Annotated in this window: 18 protein-coding genes; 9 read left to right on the top strand and 9 right to left on the bottom strand. The window is 72.8% G+C overall.

From position 1 onward, the window contains the following. Positions 1–281 precede the first annotated feature (281 nt). On the top strand, positions 282–824 hold the full coding sequence (locus AB0F13_RS27345; protein WP_362087736.1) for a DUF1707 and FHA domain-containing protein: 543 nt from the start codon (positions 282–284) through the stop codon (positions 822–824). 6 nt (positions 825–830) lie between these two features. On the opposite strand, the gene AB0F13_RS27340 is transcribed toward AB0F13_RS27345, so the two are convergent. Next, positions 831–1,427, bottom strand: a complete 597-nt coding sequence (locus AB0F13_RS27340; protein ID WP_362087733.1) for a cysteine hydrolase family protein — start codon at positions 1,425–1,427, stop codon at positions 831–833. 83 nt (positions 1,428–1,510) lie between these two features. Between AB0F13_RS27340 and AB0F13_RS27335 the strand changes: the two genes are divergently transcribed. Then, positions 1,511–2,533: a helix-turn-helix domain-containing protein gene (locus AB0F13_RS27335; RefSeq protein ID WP_362087730.1), complete on the top strand. Its 1,023-nt coding sequence runs from the start codon at positions 1,511–1,513 to the stop codon at positions 2,531–2,533. Between the two features lie 42 nt (positions 2,534–2,575). On the opposite strand, the gene AB0F13_RS27330 is transcribed toward AB0F13_RS27335, so the two are convergent. Continuing rightward, complete coding sequence (locus tag AB0F13_RS27330; RefSeq protein ID WP_362087727.1) at positions 2,576–3,430, bottom strand: patatin-like phospholipase family protein; 855 nt, start codon at positions 3,428–3,430, stop codon at positions 2,576–2,578. Between the two features lie 505 nt (positions 3,431–3,935). Between AB0F13_RS27330 and AB0F13_RS27325 the strand changes: the two genes are divergently transcribed. The 4 genes from AB0F13_RS27325 (at position 3,936) to AB0F13_RS27310 (ending at position 7,365) form a co-directional block, all read left to right on the top strand. After that, positions 3,936–5,165, top strand: coding sequence for a S8 family peptidase (locus AB0F13_RS27325; RefSeq protein WP_362087724.1), 1,230 nt, complete (start codon positions 3,936–3,938; stop codon positions 5,163–5,165). Positions 5,166–5,284: 119 nt separating this feature from the next. After that, positions 5,285–6,250 (top strand): LLM class F420-dependent oxidoreductase, encoded by a 966-nt coding sequence (locus AB0F13_RS27320; RefSeq protein WP_362087721.1) that lies wholly within the window; start codon positions 5,285–5,287, stop codon positions 6,248–6,250. Between the two features lie 9 nt (positions 6,251–6,259). After that, on the top strand, positions 6,260–6,988 hold the full coding sequence (locus tag AB0F13_RS27315; RefSeq protein WP_362087718.1) for an HAD family hydrolase: 729 nt from the start codon (positions 6,260–6,262) through the stop codon (positions 6,986–6,988). After that, positions 6,985–7,365 carry a hypothetical protein gene (locus tag AB0F13_RS27310; RefSeq protein WP_362087716.1) on the top strand — a complete coding sequence of 127 codons (381 nt, stop codon included), beginning with the start codon at positions 6,985–6,987 and terminating at the stop codon, positions 7,363–7,365. Before AB0F13_RS27315 ends, AB0F13_RS27310 begins: the two co-directional genes overlap by 4 nt. Before the next feature lie 18 nt (positions 7,366–7,383). Here AB0F13_RS27310 and hypE read toward each other — a convergent pair whose 3' ends face one another. From hypE to hypA, 6 genes are read right to left on the bottom strand one after another with little or no spacing between them, the layout of a single operon-like run. Then, on the bottom strand, positions 7,384–8,445 hold the full coding sequence (gene hypE, locus AB0F13_RS27305) for a hydrogenase expression/formation protein HypE (protein ID WP_362087713.1): 1,062 nt from the start codon (positions 8,443–8,445) through the stop codon (positions 7,384–7,386). Then, the gene (gene hypD, locus AB0F13_RS27300) at positions 8,438–9,565 is read right to left on the bottom strand and encodes a hydrogenase formation protein HypD (RefSeq protein ID WP_362087711.1); all 1,128 of its coding nucleotides are present in this window, start codon (positions 9,563–9,565) and stop codon (positions 8,438–8,440) included. Before hypD ends, hypE begins: the two co-directional genes overlap by 8 nt. Beyond that, complete coding sequence (locus AB0F13_RS27295; protein ID WP_362087708.1) at positions 9,562–9,861, bottom strand: HypC/HybG/HupF family hydrogenase formation chaperone; 300 nt, start codon at positions 9,859–9,861, stop codon at positions 9,562–9,564. The genes hypD and AB0F13_RS27295 overlap by 4 nt, the downstream gene beginning before the upstream one ends. Continuing rightward, entirely contained in the window at positions 9,824–12,274 is a 2,451-nt protein-coding gene (gene hypF, locus AB0F13_RS27290) for a carbamoyltransferase HypF (protein WP_362087705.1), read from the bottom strand. Before hypF ends, AB0F13_RS27295 begins: the two co-directional genes overlap by 38 nt. Further along, positions 12,271–13,113 carry a hydrogenase nickel incorporation protein HypB gene (gene hypB, locus AB0F13_RS27285; protein ID WP_362087739.1) on the bottom strand — a complete coding sequence of 281 codons (843 nt, stop codon included), beginning with the start codon at positions 13,111–13,113 and terminating at the stop codon, positions 12,271–12,273. Before hypB ends, hypF begins: the two co-directional genes overlap by 4 nt. After that, positions 13,113–13,469 carry a hydrogenase maturation nickel metallochaperone HypA gene (gene hypA / locus AB0F13_RS27280; RefSeq protein WP_362087702.1) on the bottom strand — a complete coding sequence of 119 codons (357 nt, stop codon included), beginning with the start codon at positions 13,467–13,469 and terminating at the stop codon, positions 13,113–13,115. The genes hypB and hypA overlap by 1 nt, the downstream gene beginning before the upstream one ends. Before the next feature lie 262 nt (positions 13,470–13,731). Here hypA and AB0F13_RS27275 point away from each other — a divergent pair, with 262 nt between their 5' ends. The 3 genes from AB0F13_RS27275 to AB0F13_RS27265 all read left to right on the top strand — a co-directional run bounded on the left by AB0F13_RS27275 (position 13,732) and on the right by AB0F13_RS27265 (position 17,093). Beyond that, on the top strand, positions 13,732–15,474 hold the full coding sequence (locus AB0F13_RS27275; protein WP_362087699.1) for a hydrogenase maturation protein: 1,743 nt from the start codon (positions 13,732–13,734) through the stop codon (positions 15,472–15,474). Then, positions 15,462–15,794, top strand: a complete 333-nt coding sequence (locus AB0F13_RS27270; protein ID WP_362087697.1) for a hypothetical protein — start codon at positions 15,462–15,464, stop codon at positions 15,792–15,794. The genes AB0F13_RS27275 and AB0F13_RS27270 overlap by 13 nt, the downstream gene beginning before the upstream one ends. Positions 15,795–15,902: 108 nt before the next feature. Beyond that, positions 15,903–17,093 (top strand): zinc-dependent alcohol dehydrogenase, encoded by a 1,191-nt coding sequence (locus AB0F13_RS27265; protein ID WP_362087694.1) that lies wholly within the window; start codon positions 15,903–15,905, stop codon positions 17,091–17,093. A gap of 37 nt (positions 17,094–17,130) precedes the next feature. Here the strand turns inward: AB0F13_RS27265 and AB0F13_RS27260 are convergent, their stop codons facing one another. Continuing rightward, positions 17,131–17,445, bottom strand: a complete 315-nt coding sequence (locus tag AB0F13_RS27260) for a hypothetical protein (protein WP_362087691.1) — start codon at positions 17,443–17,445, stop codon at positions 17,131–17,133. Positions 17,446–17,880: the final 435 nt, after the last annotated feature.

Below are 17,880 nucleotides of genomic sequence, written 5' to 3'. Positions count from 1 at the left end.
GGGACCCGTTCGACCCGGTTGCCAACATCACCGCGTCGTGTAACTACGCGGCCGGCAAGTACGGCTCGATGGACAACGTCAACTCCGCCTACTGATCCCCCAGGCGCACACCGACGCGAAAGGGCGGCGGCACCCCACTCGGGTGCCGCCGCCCTTTCGGTACGTCCACCGTCCCGCTGAGCGACCCAGGGGCCGTGGCGGCTTCCGGCCGTGGGGCTGAACTGCCCGTTGAGAAACGTGAGGTGTGGACACACCGCACCTGACAGCCCGACAATTCCCTCATGACGTCTCTTGAGTTCCGTACGCAGGTGACCCGGCCGTCGGAGGCCGAGCGGGACCGGGCCATCGAAGTGCTGCGGAACGGCACCGGTGAGGGCCGGATCTCCCACGACACGTTCATGCGCCGCATGCACATCGTCCTCACCGCCGGCACCCGTGCCGAGATCGCCGTCACCACGGCCGACCTGCCCACCCACGGGCGCCTCTCGGGGATCGCCCTGCGCACGGTGGCCCTCCTGTCGGCCCTGCCCGTCCGCCTGCGCGGCGCCTGGCGCACCGCACGGCTGCCCGGGCTGCGCCTTCCCGAGCCCGGGGCGAAGCCGCTGTACATCGGCCGGTCCCCGCTGTCCGACCTGCGCTTCGACGACGGCACGGTCTCCCGCCGGCACGCCGAACTGCGCTACCTGGACCACCAGTGGCGCCTGTCCGACCTCGGTTCGCGCAACGGCACCTTCGTCAATGGCGTGCGCATCGCCGGCACCGTGTGCGTCCGCCCCGGCGACCATGTCGCCTTCGGCAACCTCGACTTCCGTCTGTCCGCCTGACGCGCCTCAGCCCTTCGCCGCTGCTACGAGCTCGGCCGTGGTCACCACCTCGGCGAACCCCCCGCCCTGCAGCGTCACCGCGGTCGCCCTGGCCAGCTCCTCCGCGCTCAGCTGCCATCCGTAGGGCCCGGTCAGGTCGAACGTGTGCGTGGCATCCAGTGCGAACAGCACCTCGTACCCGAGGTTTCCGCCCATGCGGGCCGTGGTCTCCGCGCACATGTTGGTCTGGATGCCGCTCACGACGAACTGCCGGATGCCCTGCGCCTCGAACCACTCCCGCAGATCCGGCGTGCCGTAGAAGGCGGAGTTCACCGTCTTGGTGACGAAGAGCTCGGGCCCCTCGCCCCTGCCGCGCCTCTCCGCCACGAAGTCCTTGAGGTCGTTGCCCTCCTGCCCGGCGCGCAGGGGCGAGCCCGGCTTCGGCGAGTCGTGCCGTACGAAGACCACCGGGCGCCCGGACGTCTGCCACGCGTCGAGCAGTGCCGCGATGTTGTCCTCCGCGTCCGGGTTGTCCCGGGGGCCCCAGAACTCCGGGTCGTCGAAACCCTTCTGTACGTCGATGACGACCAATGCCGCGTTGCTGTGAAGCTCTCGTTCGTTCATGACCACGATCCTGCCGTCGCCGGCGGGCCCCGCACAGTGGCAGCGCTGCCCCTGATCGATGGCTTTCTGCCATACTCGGCGCCATGCCTGCCTACCGCGTGGCGCTGCTCGCCTTCCCCAACATCCGGTCTTTCGACGTCAGTGTCATCACCGAGGTGTGGGGTCCGGACCGTACCGACCGCGGAGTGCCCGCCTTCGAGCTCCGCCGCTGCGCCGCGGACCGCACCCCGGTCACCATGCCGGGCGGGCTCAGCCTGGCACCCGACCGCACGCTCTCCTGGCTCGACCGCGCCGACCTCGTCGTCGTCCCGGGCATCGTGGATCCGCGGCTGCCGGCCCCGCCGGCGGTGCTCGACGCCCTGCGCCGGGCCCACGCGCGGGGCATCCCCGTCGCCGCGCTGTGCGCCGGCGCGTTCGTCCTCGCCCAGGCCGGGCTTCTCGACCGGCGGCGTGCCATCACCCACTGGAGCCTCACCGATCTCCTCCAGCGGCAGTACCCGGGCATCACCGTCGTCCCCGACGCCCTCTTCATCGAGGCCGCGGCCGATGTCTGCGGCGGTTCGCCGGCCGCGGTCGGCGGGGGCATCGCACGGGGCGCCATCTGGACGTCCGCGGGCACCGCCGCCGGCATCGACCTGTGCCTGCACCTCGTCCGCAGCGACCACGGCGCCGAGACGGCCGCCACCATCGCCCGCGTGATGGTCACCGCGCCCTTCCGCAGCGGCACCCAGGCCCAGTTCATCGAGCGGCCCACCGCGCCCGGGGACCGCGGCGCCGACGCCCTCGCCTCCGTGCGCGAGTACGCCCTGCGCCACCTTCACGAGCCGCTGCCGGTCACCGCCCTCGCGGCCCGCGCGGGCATGTCACCGCGCTCGTTCGCCCGTCACTTCACGGCGACCACCGGCACCACTCCGGCTCGCTGGCTGCTCGACCAGCGCCTGGCGGCCGCCCAGAAATTCCTGGAGCGCACCGACCTCCCCATGCCCGAGGTCGCCCGCCGCACGGGCTTCGGCAGCGAGGTCACCATGCGCCAGCACTTCGCCGCCCGCCTCGCCACCAGCCCCCGCGACTACCGCGCCGCCTTCTCGGCCAGAGCCCAGGGGTGAGGAGAGGGCGTGACGGGCCGGGGCGTCCGGGCGCGTCCGGCCTCAGGCGTGACTGAGCGTGCCCCAGACGCGGGCCACGCTCTCCACGTGCGCGGCGGCCTGGGCGTGGCCCGCGCGGGCCACGGCCGGCCGGCGGCTCTGGTCCAGCGGGTTGCGGCCGAACGCGCGGCGTGCGGCGCTGTCCGGTGTCAGCAGGGCGACCTCCGCGCCTTCCCTCCTCAGTTCGCCCGCCTGTCCGGCCGCGTCCGGGCCCGGCCCGTGGGCCTTGACCATGGGGGCGAGCGCCACGACCCTGCGATGGCCTGCCGCCAAGTGGACATTGGCGGGTGACCAGATGCCGCCGTCGATCCACCGCCGTCCCCCGATGGCGATGGGTGGCCAGATACCCGGCACCGCACAGCTCGCGGCGACCGCCCGGTGCAGGGCGAGGCCGCTGTCGGGGCCGAAGAGGGACAGCTCACCCGAGTACGAGTCGACGGCGGCGACGCGCAGTCGCCCGCCGGGCCAGTCGCTCACCGGCAGCAGCACGTCGACGGCCTCCAGGGCCTCGGCCTCGGTGATGGTGCGGGCGGCCAGCGCCATCCGCCCGATGCGCTTCCTCGACGTCCGGGGGTTCCGGGAGCCGAGCACCGCCCACAGGAACCTGACGGTCGTGCCGAGGCCGATGCCGAGCTCGATCTCTTCCCGGTGCCCGGCCAACTCCCGTTCGTAGAGCTCGCCTACGGTCGGTCCCGCCAGCAGCCGCACGCCGTTGATCGCGCCCGCGGACGTGCCGATCACCGTGCCGGCCGTGGTGAGGTCGATGCCGGCGTCGGCGAGCCCGGCCAGCATGCCGATCTCCCACGCCGCGGCGGTGTACCCGCCACCGCCCAGCACCAGTGCCGTCGTGTTCGCCATGCCGCCTGCCTCTCACGTGACGTCGGCGCCGTACCGCACCGCATCGGAGGACGTAACCGGAACCGGGGAGTAGCCCCCGGTTCGCCCCGATAAACGTAGCACCGAAAACGGGGAGTAGTCCACGGTTGTGTCGGAGGGTGGGGCCGCGGCCCAGGGGCCGGCCTTTCGTCGCCCCTTCGGGAAGGCCGCCGACTGCCTCGAACGCCGAATTCAAGCCATGCGTGGCTGAAGGTCAACGGCCTTGTCCCTAAAGCGAATTGACTGTGTCGGCGAAGTAAAACGTGACAGTAGTTGTCACGCACACCCGTCCAATTTGCCGCCGTTCAGAGGGATTTGCATTTACGTAAGGGCGTTGCGTATGTCACACCTCCGGGTGAAGGTTGATCTGGGCGCGTCAATCCTGACAGGGTTTCGAACACCCGGAAGCGGATCTTCCTCCGCGCCGGGTGCGTTGTGCGACAACGCGCGATCCCCCCCACAACCGCACGAGGAGGAACCCCTCGTTATGGCAAACCACAAGCGCACCGGCAAGCGACGGCTCGTACTGGCGATATCCGCCGCGACGGCGGTCACGGCCGGAGCCACCCTGTTGACGCTGCCCGCCGGTGCCGCGGCTCCCGCCGAAGGGAAGGTCTACGGCATGGATGCCAAGGACGCCGTCGACGGCAGCTACATCGTCATGCTCAAGGACAGCAAGAACGCCGCCGGCGTCCACTCCGCCGCCACCGAAGGCAAGGACCTCGCCGAGCGGTACGGCGGCAAGCTGAACCGCACCTACACCTCGGCCGTCAACGGCTTCTCGGCCAGCGGCCTCGACCGGGACGAGGCCAAGCGGCTCGCCGCGGATCCCTCCGTCGCCAAGGTCGTGCAGAACCACCGCTTCAGCATCAACGCCACCCAGGAGGCCCCACCCTCCTGGGGGCTCGACCGGATCGACCAGGCGGAGACGAAGGGCGACGGGAAGTACACCTATCCGGACGGCGCGGGTGAGGGTGTCACGGCCTACGTCATCGACACCGGAGTGCGCATCAGCCACAAGGACTTCGGCGGTCGCGCGGCGTACGGATTCAACGCCGTCGACAACAACGACAAGGCCGAGGACGGCAACGGCCACGGCACGCACGTGGCGGGCACCATCGCCGGCGCGGCGCACGGCGTCGCCAAGAAGGCCAGAATCGTCGCCGTCCGCGTCCTGGACGCGCAGGGCTCCGGCACCACCGAGCAGGTGGTCGCCGGAATCGACTGGGTCACCAAGAACCACAAGGGCCCCTCCGTCGCCAACATGAGCCTCGGTGGCGGAGCGGACGAGGCACTCGACGCGGCCGTGCAGAAGGCCATCGCCTCCGGCGTCACCTTCGCCGTCGCGGCGGGCAACGAGTCCACCGACGCCGGCAAGGGCTCCCCGGCCCGGGTGAAGGAGGCGATCACCGTCGCCTCCACCACCAAGGACGACCAGCAGTCCGACTTCTCCAACTTCGGCAGCGTCGTCGACCTCTACGCGCCGGGCTCGGACATCACCTCCGACTGGAACGACAGCGACTCCGGCACCAAGACCATCTCCGGTACGTCCATGGCGACTCCGCACGTCGTGGGGGCCGCCGCGCTCTACCTCGGTGGCCACAAGGACGCCACCCCGGACCAGGTCTCGAACGCGCTGACCAAGGGCGCCACGGCGGACAAGGTCACCCGGCCCGGCGCCGGCACCCCCAACAAGCTGCTGAAGGTCGTCCCGTAATCCGGGCTCACGCCCCGGGCCGGCCGTCATTCCCCTCCCCGGAGTGATGGCCGGCCGCGCATGTGAGCGGTCCGCAGCCGGAAGGGTTTCTCCGCCGCCAAGCGGGGAACCCGGATTTTATGGTGCAAATCGGCTACACGATGATGACCGAGCAAGCGGGCCCCCGGGACCTCGTCGAACACGTGGTGCAGGCGGAGAAGGCGGGGTTCGACTTCTCCGTCACCTCCGACCACTACTTTCCGTGGCTTGCCTCCCAAGGGCACGCACCCAACGCCTGGGCCGTCCTGGGCGCCGCCGCGCAGGCCACCTCCCGTATCCCGCTCATGACGTACGTGACCTGCCCGACCACCCGGTACCACCCGGCCGTGGTCGCCCAGCAGGCCGCCACCGTGCAGTTGTTGTCCGAGGGACGTTTCCGCCTCGGCCTCGGCTCGGGCGAGAACCTCAACGAGCACGTCGTCGGTGGCGGCTGGCCTTCGGCCGGCATCCGGCTGGAGAAGCTCGAAGAGGCGGTGGGCATCATCCGGGCCTTGTTCGAGGGGCGCACCCTCACCCATCACGGTGCCCACTACGACGTCGAACACGCCAAGCTGTGGGATCTGCCCGACCGGCCCCCGCCCATCGGCATCGCCGTCTCCGGGGAGCGGTCCTGCCGCCTCGCCGGCCACCTGGCCGACCTGGTCATCGCCACCGAGCCCGAGCGGGAGCTCCTGGAGAGCTTCGACCGCCACGGCGGAGCCGGCAAGCCCCGCGTCGGCCAGCTGCCGGTCTCCTACGACCCCGACCGTGACGCGGCGATCGACCGGGCCCACGACCAGTTCCGCTGGTCGGGGCTGGGCTGGCCGGTGAACTCCGAACTGCCCCACGACGGCGCCTTCGCCTCCGCGACCGGTTCCGTCACCAAGGACGACATCGCGCAGGCCATCCCGTGCGGTTCCAAGGTGGACGACTTCGTCGAGGCGGTACGCGCCTACACCGACGCGGGCTTCACGGAGGTCGCCCTGGTACAGATCGGCGGTGACCAGCAGGCGCCGTACGTCGACTGGGCCGCCGAGGAGCTGCTGCCGGCCCTGCGCGAGCTCTGAGCAGCCGCGATGGCACCGCAGGAGGACCGCTCCGCCGCGGAGCGCACCACCGTCCCGCTCGCGGCCGTCTTCGACGTGGACGGCACGCTGGCCGACACCAACTACCTGCACGCCGTCACCTGGTGGGAGGCGTTCCACCAGGCCGGCCACCGGGTGGCGATGACCGACATCCACCACACGGTCGGCATGGGCTCGGACCGGCTGATCGACCGGCTGCTCGGCGACGACCGCGACCGGGACCAGGACGCGTCCATCAGCGCGGCCCACACGGCGGTCTACGCCACCTGGTTCGACCGGCTGGCGGCCCTCGACGGTGCGGCGGACCTGCTGCGCGCCCTCGCGGGCCGCGGCTGGACGGTCGTCCTGGCCACCTCCGCACAGGGCGCGGAGCTTCAGGCACTGCGCCGGGCGATCGACGCGGACGACGCCATCCACGACGCCACCAGCGCCGACGACGTCGCCTCCAGCAAGCCCGCCCCCGACCCGGTGCACCAGGCGCTGGAGCAGGCGGGCGTCCCGCCGGAGCGGGCGCTCTTCGTCGGGGACACGGTCTGGGACGTCCACGCAGCCGGCCGGGCAGGCGTCGGCTGCGTGGCGCTGCTGTCCGGCGGCATCGCCCGGGCCGAGCTGGAGGAGGCGGGTGCGGTCGCCGTCTACCGCGATCCCGCCGCGCTGCTCGCGGCCCTCGACGACAGCCCGTTCGGCCGTATGGAGAACGCGCTGCGGGGGGCCGGGTGACGGTACGGCACCCCTCCCAGCGGCACGGGGGCCGGCGCGGGATCTTCGAGAACTTCGCCGAGAAGGCCTCCCACTTCACCAGCTCGCGGGCGTTCTTCGCCGTCTGCTTCGTGCTGGTGGCGAACTTCGTCGCCATGCACGTCGCCGGCCTGTCCGTGGAGCTGGAACTGCTGGCCGCCGGCGCGATGACGTCGGTGACGCTGTTGCTGCTGGCGCTGCTCAAGAACTCGGAGCTGCGCGCCGAGCACGCCATCCAGCGCAAGCTCGACGCCATCGCCCGCGCGCTGCTGGAGGACCACGAGGCGGGCGAGGGCGGCGAGCGAGGTTCGGCGTACCAGGACCTGCGGGGCGCCATCCGCATGGAGGAGGAGACGTGAGGCGCCGCGTACGGGACGTCAGCAGATCCGGGGCAGCTGCTCCCCCAGGGGGAGGTCGACGACCCGCGTGCCCCCGAGGCGGGTGCGGGCCACGACCGTCCCCGGGTGGTCGCTCACGCACTCGCCGATGACGGCGGCCCCCACGCCGCAGGGGTGATCCCGCATCGCGGCGAGGACCGCCTCGGCGTGCGGGCGCGGTACGAAGGCCAGCAGGCGGCCCTCGTTGGCCACGTACAGCGGATCGAGCCCCAGGAAGCCACAGGCGTTGGCCACGGCGTCGGGGACGGGCACGCGCTCCTCGGCCAGGACGATCCCCGTGCCGGAGGCGGCGGCGATCTCGTTGAGGGCGGTGGCCACCCCGCCGCGGGTGGGGTCGCGCAGGGCGTGCAGGTCCGGGGTGACCGCGAGCATCGCGGCGACCAGTCCGCCGAGCGGAGCCGTGTCGCTGGTGACCTCCACGCCGAACTCCAGGCCCTCCCGGACGCTCATGACGGCGATGCCGTGCATGCCGACGGGGCCGCTGACGATGACCACGTCGCCGGGTGCCGCACGCTGGGGGCGGATGTCCACGCCGTCGGGGATGAGCCCGAGGCCGGAGGTGTTGAGATACACCCCGTCGCCGTGGCCCGCGTCGACGACCTTGGTGTCACCGGTGACGACGGTGACGCCCGCCGCCTCGGCCGCCGCCCCCACCGCACGGGCGACGTCCGCCACGACCGACAGGGCGGTGCCCTCCTCCAGGATGAACGCGCACGAGAGGTGGGCCGCCCGGGCCCCGCTCATCGCGAGGTCGTTGACGGTGCCGTTGACGGCGAGGTCACCGATGCTGCCGCCGGGGAAGAACAGCGGCCGCACGACATAGGAGTCGGTGGAGAACGCCAGGCGGGCGCCGCCGAGCGTCAGTGCCGCCGAGTCGGTCAGGGCCGCCAGGGTGTCGTTGCCGTAGGCGGGCACGAACAGGCGGTCGACGAGCTCGGCGGACAGCTGGCCGCCGCCTCCGTGCCCGAGCACCACGACGGGCTGGTCGCCCAGGGGCGCAGGGCAGGTCCAGGCGGCCGGGTCGAGTGTGGTCTCAGCCAACGGAACGCGTCTCCTTCGGGGCGGTGGCCGCGGGTGCGAGGCGGCGGTAGAGGTAGTAGGCGGCGCAGGCCCCTTCGCTGGAGACCATGGTCGCGCCCAGCGGGGTGCGCGGGGTGCACGTGGTGCCGAAGGCCGCGCAGTCCCGCGGCTTGATCAGCCCTTGCAGCACCTCACCGCTGCGGCAGTCGGCGGGCTCCTCGGTGACCATGGCGCCGACGCGGAAGCGGTGTTCGGCGTCGTACTCCCGGTAGGCGTCGGTGAGCCGCCAGCCGCTGCCGGGGATGGTGCCGATGCCGCGCCAGGCGCGGTCGGTGACCTCGAAGACCTCGCCGAGCATGCGCAGCGCCGCGGGGTTGCCCTCGGCACGCACGGCACGGGGGTAGGCGTTCTCCACGCGGTGCTCACCGCGTTCGAGCTGGTGGACGGTGCGGCGGATGCCTTCGAGGATGTCCAGGGGCTCGAAGCCCGTGACGACGATGGGCACCTTGAAGCGCGCGGCCAGGTCCGGGTACTCCTCGACGCCCATGACGCTGCAGACGTGCCCGGCGGCCAGGAACGCCTGCACCCGGCAGTGCGGGGAGCGCATGACCGCCTCGATGGCGGGCGGTACGCGCACGTGGGAGACGAGCAGGCTGAAGTTGCGGATCCCGAGCCGGCGGGCCTGATGAACGGTCATGGCGTTGGCGGGCGCGGTCGTCTCGAAGCCGATGCCGAAGAAGACGACCTGCCGCTCCGGTTCCCGGCGTGCGATCTCCAGGGCGTCCAGCGGCGAGTAGACCACGCGGACGTCGCCGCCCGCGCTCTTGACGCGGAACAGGTCCCGGTCACTGCCGGGCACGCGCAGCATGTCGCCGAACGAACAGAAGGTCACCTCGGGCAGCGCGGCGACGGCCAGCGCCTTGTCGATCATCTCCAGCGGGGTGACGCACACCGGGCAGCCGGGGCCGTGGATCAGCTCGATGTGCTCGGGCAGCAGCTGGTCGATGCCGTGCCGGATGATCGAGTGGGTCTGCCCGCCGCAGACCTCCATCATGGCCCACGGCCGGGTCACCGTCGCGTGGATGTCGTCCAGCAGCCGCCGGGCGAGCCCCGGGTCCTGGAACTCCGACAGGTACTTCACCGTACGTCCTCCTCCCGGTCCGTTCCCGCCTCCGCGGCGGCACGGCTCCACGCGTCGCCGAACTCCTCCTCCAGGGCGCCGATGCGCGCGAAGAGGTCGAGCGTCGCCAGGGCCGCCGCCTCGTCCAGCCGCTGCAGGGCGAAGCCGACGTGCACGATGGCGTAGTCGCCGACCTCGATGTCGGGGAGGTAGGCGAGGCAGACCTCCTTGACGGCACCGCCGAAGTCGACCCTGGCCATGCGGGTGCCGTCGCGTTCCTCAATGCCGACCACCTTGCCGGGCACTGCCAGGCACATGGGCTGCTCCTTCCCGGTCTCCCGAAGAGGGCCCGCGCTCACGGGCCCGGGAGGCGATCAGCACCTGACCCAGTGCCAGTCCTCCGTCGCCGCACGGCACCCGGTGGTGGCGTACGACCGTGAATCCGCTGCCGCGCAGCGCGTCCGTGCAGGCGTCCTCCAGGAGGGCGTTGGCGAACACCCCGCCGGAGAGCGCCACCGTCCACACGCCCGTGCTGCGCCCGGCGGCCCGGCACACGCTCACCACGGCCGCGGCGACGGCGTGGTGGAAGCGCGCGGCGACGACGGCGGCCGCGGTCCCGGCCCGCAGGTCGGCGACGGCCGCCCGCAGGACGGGCGCCGGGTCGACGAGGGCCGGCCCGCCGTCCTCGCCGGGGCGCACGGCGAAGGCGTACGGCTGCCCGCAGCCGGTCATGGCCGGCGCGGCGCAGGCCTCCAGGGCGACGGCCGCCTGCGCCTCATGACCGGCGCGGTGGCAGAGGCCCAGCAGCGAGGAGACGGCGTCGAAGAGCCGGCCCATGCTGGAGGTGGGCACGCAGGCCACCTGCCGGTCGAGCTGCCCGGCCAGCAGCCGCCGCTCCCGTTCCGTACAGGCGCTCACGCACGGCAGGCCGGTGTCCCACTCCAGGCCGGCGGCGCGCAGGTGCGACAGCGCCATCCGGCAGGGGTTGCGTACGGCCGCGTCGCCGCCGGGCAGCGGTACGTAGGCCAGGTGGGCCAGGCGCCGGTAGCCGTCGTAGTCGGCGAGCAGCGCCTCCCCGCCCCACACGGCACCGTCGTCCCCGTATCCCGTTCCGTCGAAGGCGATCCCGATGACGGGCGCGCTGCCGTCCAGTCCCGCGTCGGCCATGGCCGAGGCGATGTGCGCGTGGTGATGCTGCACCAGGTGCAGCGGGCGCCCTCGGGCGTGCTCGCGGGCCCAGGCCGTGGAGCGGTACCCGGGGTGCCGGTCGGCCGCCAGCAGCCGCGGCCGGATGCCGGTGAGCGCGCCGAGGTGGCCGGCGGCCCGGGTGAGGGCGGCTTCGGTGGCCCTGTCACCGAGGTCGCCGATGTGCTGGGACAGCCACGCCTGCCGGCCCCGCGCCAGGCAGAAGACGTTCTTCAGGTCGCCGCCGGCCGCCAGGGACTCCGGCACGTCGAAGGGCAGCGGCAACGGCTCGGGCACGTAGCCCCGTGACCGGCGTACGGGCACGTCGGTGCCGTCGGCGCGCACGCGGACCACCGAGTCGTCGCAGGGCGCGTGGACCGGCCGGTCGTGCCAGAGCCGGGCGTCGGCCAGGCCGCCGTCCAGCAGCTCCTGCGCCTCGGTGTCGTCGGTCACGATCGGCGCGCCGGAGCGGTTGGCGCTGGTCATGACCAGCAGCTCGGGGCCGGGCGGGTCGCCGGGCAGGGCGAACAGCAGGCGGTGCACCGGGGTGTAGGGCAGCAGCACCGCGATGTCGGGGCTGCCGGGGCAGACCGCGTCGGCGAGTGGGGTCCCGGGGCCGTGCGCGGGGTCGCGGCGCAGCAGGACGGCGGGCGCCCGGGGGCCGGTGAGCAGCCGGGCCGCCGGCTCGCTCAGCGGGGCGAGGGTGCGGGCGGTGGCGAGGTCGGCGGCCATGACGGCGAAGGGCTTGCCGTCCCGCTCCTTGGCGGCGCGCAGCCGGGCCACGACGGCGGGATCGGTGGCGTCGCAGGCCAGGTGGTATCCGCCGAGGCCCTTGACGGCCACGATCGCACCCCGGGCGAGCAGTTCACGGGCCCCGGCCACCGCGGCGTCGCCCTCGCGCGGGGGCCCGCAGTGGGCCAGCCGCAGCCGTGGTCCGCAGCCGGGGCAGGCCACGGGCTGGGCGTGGAAGCGCCGGTCGCCCGGGTCGGCGTACTCGCCGGCGCACCGCGCGCACAGCGGGAAGGCCGCCATGGTGGTTGTCGCCCGGTCGTAGGGCAGGGCGGTGACGATGGTGAAGCGCGGGCCGCAGTGGGTGCAGGTGATGAAGGGGTGCCGGTAGCGGCGGTCGCGGGGATCGGTGAGTTCACGCAGGCAGGGGGCGCACACGGCGGTGTCCGGGGGAAGGCGGGTGTGCCCCCGGCCCGGACGGGAGGGCCGGATGGTGAAGCCCTGGGAGCCCAGGGCGGGAACGCGGCGGTGGGTGACCGAGGCGAGGGACGCCGGCGGCGGCGCGTGCGTGATCAGGCGGCCGAGGAAGGTCTCGACTCCCGCGGCGTCGCCCTCCACCTCGGCGACCACGCCGTCGGCGGTGTTGCCGACGTGCCCGGACAGTCCGAGCTCCTGGGCCAGGCCGTGCACGAACGGGCGGAATCCGACGCCCTGCACCGTGCCCCGCACGGTGATCCTCCGCCGGACGACGCCGGGCGCATCCGGGGGCGCGGGGCCGGGCGGCTTGTCGTGCGCGGCCGAGGGGGCGCGGGTCATGGCCGGCGCAACGGCAGGGCAGCGCTGTGGCCGGGCTTGTGGATGCTCGGTCCCGGTCCGTCGTGGCCGGCAGCGGGGGAGTGCGGATCATGGACGTGCCCGTGTTCATGCGGGTGCCCGTGCTCGTGGACGTGCCCCTTGCCGCCCTCCGGTTGTGTCGCCATGCGCGGCCGGTGGGCCAGGGCGCCGTCGGCGGCGGCCAGGACCTGCTCCACGAGGGCGTCGACGCCCTCACCGGTGCGGACCGAGGTCCGCAGCACCGGCACGCCCGGGTTCACGCGGGCGACGTTCGCGGTGAACGCCGCCTCGTCGAAGGCCACGGCAGCGGCGATGTCGGTCTTGGTGAGGACCACGAGGTGCGCCAGCCCGAAGGCCAGGGGGTACTTCAGCGGCTTGTCCTCGCCCTCGGTCACCGACATCAGCGTCACCCGCAGGTCCTCCCCGAGGTCGTAGGCGGCGGGGCAGACGAGGTTGCCGACGTTCTCCACGAACAGCAGCCGCGTGCCGCCGGGCAGCCAGCCCTCCAGGTGCGCGCGGAGCTGGGCGGCCTCCAGGTGGCACAGTCCGCCGGTGAGGACCTGTTTCACCGGGGCGCCGGAGCGCGCCAGGCGCCGCGCGTCGTTCTCCGTGGCGAGGTCCGCGGTCAGCGCCGCCACCGCCACGCCCCGGGCGCCCACCCGCACCAGCACCTGTTCCAGCAGGGCGGTCTTGCCGCTGCCGGGGCTGGAGAGCAGGCTGACCACCGTCGTGCCGCGGGCGGCCATCTCCTCGCGGACGGCTCCGGCCAGCGTGTCGTTCTTCGCCAGGACGGCCTGACGTACATCGATGACCCGGCACATCACGCGCCCGCCTCCTCCAGCTCGATTCCGGTGATCTCCAGTTCCCGGCCGCTGAGCAGGGACTCCGCCGGGCGGTCGCACCGCGGGCACCACAGGAACGGCGGGCTGCCGACGGCGAAGTCCGCCGCGCAGGCCGCACAGTGGGCGCGGGCGGGCACCTCCTCGACGACGAGCCGGGCCGTGTCCAGCACGGTTCCCTCCCGGGCCACCTCGAAGGAGAACAGCAGCGCGTCGGGGACCACGCCCGCCATCTCGCCGACGCGCAGCCGCACCGCCCTCACGCAGGCGGCGCCGTGCCGGCGTGCCGTCTCCGCCGCCCTCTCGACGATGGCGGTGGCGATGGACAGCTCGTGCATCCGCCCACCCGCTCCCGTCACGCCGGCCGTGGCAAACCCGCACGCGAGCGACGGTGCGGTACGGGCTCCACCGTGCCCGCACCACCGCCCGGCGGGCCCGTACGCCACGGCCACGGGGCCGGGCGGGCGCCGGTATTCGCCCGCGCAGCCCAATCGCGCGGGGACTTGGGCGGTGTCGCACGGCCGGGCGGCCCCCGCAGGTGACGATCAGTCAGACGGCCCGGAGCGGGCCGCGCCCCGTTGTCCCCAGCCGGAGGTCGCCGTGCGCATCCTGCTCATCGCCAGCGCGTTCAACAGCCTCACCCAGCGTGCCTTCACCGAACTGCGCGAGCGCGGGCACACCGTCGCCCTCGCCCTGGCGGACGGCGACGAGGTGCTGCGCGACGCGGTCGCCCTGCACCAGCCGGAGCTGATCGTCGCGCCGATGCTCAAATCGGCGATCCCCCGGGACATCTGGGCGCGGTACACCTGCCTGGTCGTCCACCCCGGGCCGCCCGGCGACCGCGGCCCCTCCTCACTCGACCGGGCGCTGCAGGAGGGGGAGCAGCACTGGGGGGTGACGGTGCTTCAGGCCGAGGAGGAGATGGACGCCGGCGCGGTCTGGGCCGCCGAGGGCTTCGCCGTCCCCTCCGGCGTCGGCAAGAGCGACCTGTACCGGGGCGAGGTCGCGGACGCCGCCATGAAGGCGGTACTGACCGCGGTGGGGCGGTTCGCCTCCGGCGGCTGGGCCCCCCGCCCGCAGGACGGGCTGCCGGTGCGGGCCCGCCCGTTCCTGTCGCAGAGCGAGCGCCGCATCGACTGGGAGGCGCAGGGCACCGAATCCGTCCTGCGCACACTGCGGGCCGCCGATTCGCAGCCGGGCGTACGCGACGAACTGCTGGGCGAGGAATGGTTCCTGTACGGCGGGCACGAGGAGGACCGGCTGCGCGGCACGCCCGGCCGGGTGCTGGCGACCCGGGCGGGCGCCGTCTGCCGGGCGACGGCGGATGGCGCGGTGTGGATCCCGGAGCTCCGCCGCCGGCGCGCGGCGGACGGTCCGCCCACCGTCAAGCTGCCCGCCACGCTGGCACTGGGCGACAGGCTGCCGGACGTACCGCACCTGCCCGCCCCACTGGAGCTGCCGGCGCACCGGCGGACCTGGAGCGACATCCGGTACACCGAGGAGGGCGACGTGGGGTTCGTGCGCTTCCGCTTCCCCGGCGGGGCGATGAGCGCGGTCCAGTGCCGCCGGCTGCTCGCGGCCTGGCGCTACGCCCGGTCCCGGCCCATGTCCGTCATCGTGCTGGGCAGTGAACGCGACATCTTCTCCAACGGCATCCACCTGAACGTCATCGAGGCGGCGGCCGACCCCGCCGAGGAGTCCTGGACCACTATCAACGCCATGAATGACCTGGTCGAGGCCGTCCTGACCACCACCGACCGGCTCGTGGTGGCCGCGATGCCGGGCAACGCGGCCGCGGGCGGCGCGATGCTGGCGCTCGCCGCCGACGAGGTCTGGTGCCGCTCGGGCGCGGTGCTCAACCCGCACTACCGGCTGATGGGGCTGTACGGCTCCGAGTACTGGACGTACACCTTGCCCCGGCGGGTGGGCACCGCCGCCGCCGCGGCGCTGATGGAGGAGGCCGCGCCGGTGGGCGCGGTGCGTGCCCGCGAACTGGGCCTGGTGGACCGCGTCGTCGCCGCCTCGCCCCAGGAGTTCGCGCCGGCCGTCACCCGGATGGCGGTGGAGCTCGGCGACGAGGGCGACCTGAGCGTACGGATCGGGGCGAAGAAGGCCGCGCGGGAACGGGACGAGTCGGCCAGGCCCCTGGCGGCCTACCGCGCCCAGGAGCTACGGCGGATGCGAGCCGCCTTCTTCGACCCCGGCAGCCCGTACCACGCGCTGCGGTCGGCGTTCGTCCGCAAACGGCCGGCCGAGGACGCGGCCGCACGGTGCGAGGAGCTGTCCCGGCTGCCGCACCAACACGCTCACATTGCCGCAAATGAGCCGGTATGCCAGATGTAATCTCAGCGGGCATGAGCTGCGACGGCGACACCGTCTCGGTCAGGGTGCTCGCGCTCGTCCGGAGCCTGACGCAGCAGGAACAAACCCCGCTGCCCAGCGTCGTCGTCCCCGGCTGCGAACCGCTCGTCCGTATGCGGGGCGACGAGCCCGACGCCGATGTCGGGCTCAGCGAACCCGTGCGTGCCGCCGTCGGTGAGACCGTCTTCATCCCCGCGAGAGTCGCACGGATCGCCGCGGGTGCCCTCGCCGCGGCCTTCCTGACCGTCATCGCCTTCAGCGCGCCCGACGCCGTGCGCTACATCAAGATGGAAACCATGTGAGACGGCACCGGGCGGCGCCACCCGCACAGGAGCAGGCCGAAGGGGAGTGCTGCCCCGTCGTGCGGTGGGACCACCCTCACCGCACCACCCCCAGGGAGGCGATCTGCCATGCGAGCCACCGTCTGGCACGGCAAGCGCGACGTCCGGGTCGAGACCGTCCCCGACCCCGTGATCCAGGAACCCACCGACGCGATCATCCGCATCACCTCGAGCGGGCTGTGCGGTTCCGACCTGCACCTGTACGAGGTGCTCACCCCGTTCATGACGGCCGGCGACATCCTCGGCCACGAGCCCATGGGCATCGTCGAGGAGACCGGCTCCGAGGTGCCGGACCTCTCGCCCGGAGACCGCGTCGTGGTCCCCTTCCAGATCGCCTGCGGCAGCTGTCCCATGTGCGGCGAGGGCCTGCAGACGCAGTGCGAGACTACCCAGGTCCGCGAGCACGGCATGGGCGCACAATTGTTCGGTTACACCAAGCTCTACGGTGCCGTGCCCGGCGCCCAGGCCGAATACCTGCGGGTACCGCAGGCCCACTACGGCCCGATCAAGGTGCCGCACGGCCCGGACGACGACCGGTTCGTCTACCTCTCCGACGTCCTGCCCACGGCCTGGCAGGCCGTCCAGTACGCGGGCGTCCACCCCGGCAGCAGCGTCGCCGTCCTCGGGCTGGGCCCCATCGGCCTCATGGCCTGCAGGATCGCCCGCCACCTGGGCGCGGCCCAGGTGATCGGCATCGACTGCGTGCCCGACCGGCTGGAGCGCGCCCGCGGAGAAGGCGTCGAGGTCTTCGACCTCGACGCCTTCGGCCACGAGAAGGAACTGCTGACCGCCGTCGGAGAAGTCACCGAAGGCCGCGGCCCCGACGCCGTCATCGACGCGGTCGGCACCGAGGCGCACGGCAGCCCCGCCGGACGCCTCGCCCAGCAGGCCGCGGGCCTGATGCCACCACGCTGGGCGGAGAAGCTCATGCAGCGCGCGGGCGTCGACCGCATGAGCGCCCTCCACCTGGCTATCGCCCTCGTACGCAGGGGCGGCACCATCTCCATCAGCGGCGTCTACGGCGGCATGACCGACCCCATGCCCATGCTCACCCTCTTCGACAAGCAGGTCCAGATCCGCATGGGCCAGGCCAACGTCCGCCGCTGGGCGGACGACATCCTGCCGCTGCTCACGGACGACGACCCGCTCGGTGTCGACACCTTCGCGACCCACCACCTCAGGCTCGATGAGGCACCGAACGCCTACGAGCTCTTCCAGAAGAAGGAGGAGGGGGTGCTCAAGGTGCTCTTCCGTCCGTAGCGACGCGTCACTATGAGTCGAAGAGCACGACCAAGGCCTACGGGTTGAAGATCACGCTCGCGAACCTCACGTTCCGGTCGGCCTTCTTCCCCGGCTCCAGGCGAGTCGCCGAGCCCTTGCACTTCTTGCCCGGGTACACGGCGAGCGGCTTCTTCGTGAGATTGCGGGGTTCGCTCGCCTCCTGCCCCATGTCGAGGCACTTGTGGTCCGGCGGGTTCTGGACCGAGTACAGCTTCCCCTTGGGCCCCGCCCAGTAGAACTGGCCGTCCGCGGCGGCTGCCGAGCCGGCAGGCAGCGATACGGAGAGGAGCAGGGCTCCAAGGGCGGCCACTGCAGCACGGAACAGGCGCATCAAGGCTCCTTGATCTCGACTTGATCTCGACGGCAAGACAAACGGTGTGAGCGGAGGACTAGCGCTCGAAACGGACAACGACGCTCGGCGCCCCACGACACGCATCTCCCGCCACTGCCGGGGCGGCGGTCGAATCGGGTTGACCACTCCGGAGAGGCCCGGCCCCGCACGTCCACACTCCGATGGCTGGGCGCGCACCGGGCCCTTTCCCGTGTGCGGAGGGTGTGCGCTTGTTCGCACTCAGTGCGGGCAGGGGGTGTGCCGTGTGAGGCCGCCCATAGGGCCCGGATCACCTTCCCATTCCTTTAGTAGCAAGGGGCCATGTATCGCGGCGTGGGATGGGTTCCGCAGGCGTTTTTTACGGCGTGGGGTCGTAGGTCACATGATTGCCAGGGGTTTTCGCTGCCGCTAACAATTACGGGGTCGCACGGCGCC

The sequence above is a fragment of the Streptomyces sp. NPDC026206 genome (assembly GCF_040638465.1).
Taxonomy (GTDB): Bacteria; Actinomycetota; Actinomycetes; order Streptomycetales; family Streptomycetaceae; genus Streptomyces.
The sequence above is the reverse complement of the archived record's forward strand: the minus strand, read 5'-3'. Positions and strand labels throughout refer to the sequence as shown.

Excerpts from the sequence above, each read along its gene's own strand:
- AB0F13_RS27315 (WP_362087718.1), top strand. The coding sequence starts at position 6,260 with ATGGCACCGCAGGAGGACCGCTCCGCCGCGGAGCGCACCACCGTCCCG.
- AB0F13_RS27325 (WP_362087724.1), top strand. The coding sequence starts at position 3,936 with ATGGCAAACCACAAGCGCACCGGCAAGCGACGGCTCGTACTGGCGATA.
- AB0F13_RS27330 (WP_362087727.1), bottom strand. The coding sequence starts at position 3,430 with ATGGCGAACACGACGGCACTGGTGCTGGGCGGTGGCGGGTACACCGCC.
- hypA (WP_362087702.1), bottom strand. The coding sequence starts at position 13,469 with ATGCACGAGCTGTCCATCGCCACCGCCATCGTCGAGAGGGCGGCGGAG.
- AB0F13_RS27345 (WP_362087736.1), top strand. The coding sequence starts at position 282 with ATGACGTCTCTTGAGTTCCGTACGCAGGTGACCCGGCCGTCGGAGGCC.
- AB0F13_RS27260 (WP_362087691.1), bottom strand. The coding sequence starts at position 17,445 with ATGCGCCTGTTCCGTGCTGCAGTGGCCGCCCTTGGAGCCCTGCTCCTC.
- AB0F13_RS27270 (WP_362087697.1), top strand. The coding sequence starts at position 15,462 with ATGCCAGATGTAATCTCAGCGGGCATGAGCTGCGACGGCGACACCGTC.
- AB0F13_RS27320 (WP_362087721.1), top strand. The coding sequence starts at position 5,285 with ATGGTGCAAATCGGCTACACGATGATGACCGAGCAAGCGGGCCCCCGG.
- hypF (WP_362087705.1), bottom strand. The coding sequence starts at position 12,274 with ATGACCCGCGCCCCCTCGGCCGCGCACGACAAGCCGCCCGGCCCCGCG.
- hypB (WP_362087739.1), bottom strand. The coding sequence starts at position 13,113 with ATGTGCCGGGTCATCGATGTACGTCAGGCCGTCCTGGCGAAGAACGAC.
- AB0F13_RS27340 (WP_362087733.1), bottom strand. The coding sequence starts at position 1,427 with ATGAACGAACGAGAGCTTCACAGCAACGCGGCATTGGTCGTCATCGAC.
- AB0F13_RS27295 (WP_362087708.1), bottom strand. The coding sequence starts at position 9,861 with ATGTGCCTGGCAGTGCCCGGCAAGGTGGTCGGCATTGAGGAACGCGAC.
- AB0F13_RS27265 (WP_362087694.1), top strand. The coding sequence starts at position 15,903 with ATGCGAGCCACCGTCTGGCACGGCAAGCGCGACGTCCGGGTCGAGACC.
- AB0F13_RS27335 (WP_362087730.1), top strand. The coding sequence starts at position 1,511 with ATGCCTGCCTACCGCGTGGCGCTGCTCGCCTTCCCCAACATCCGGTCT.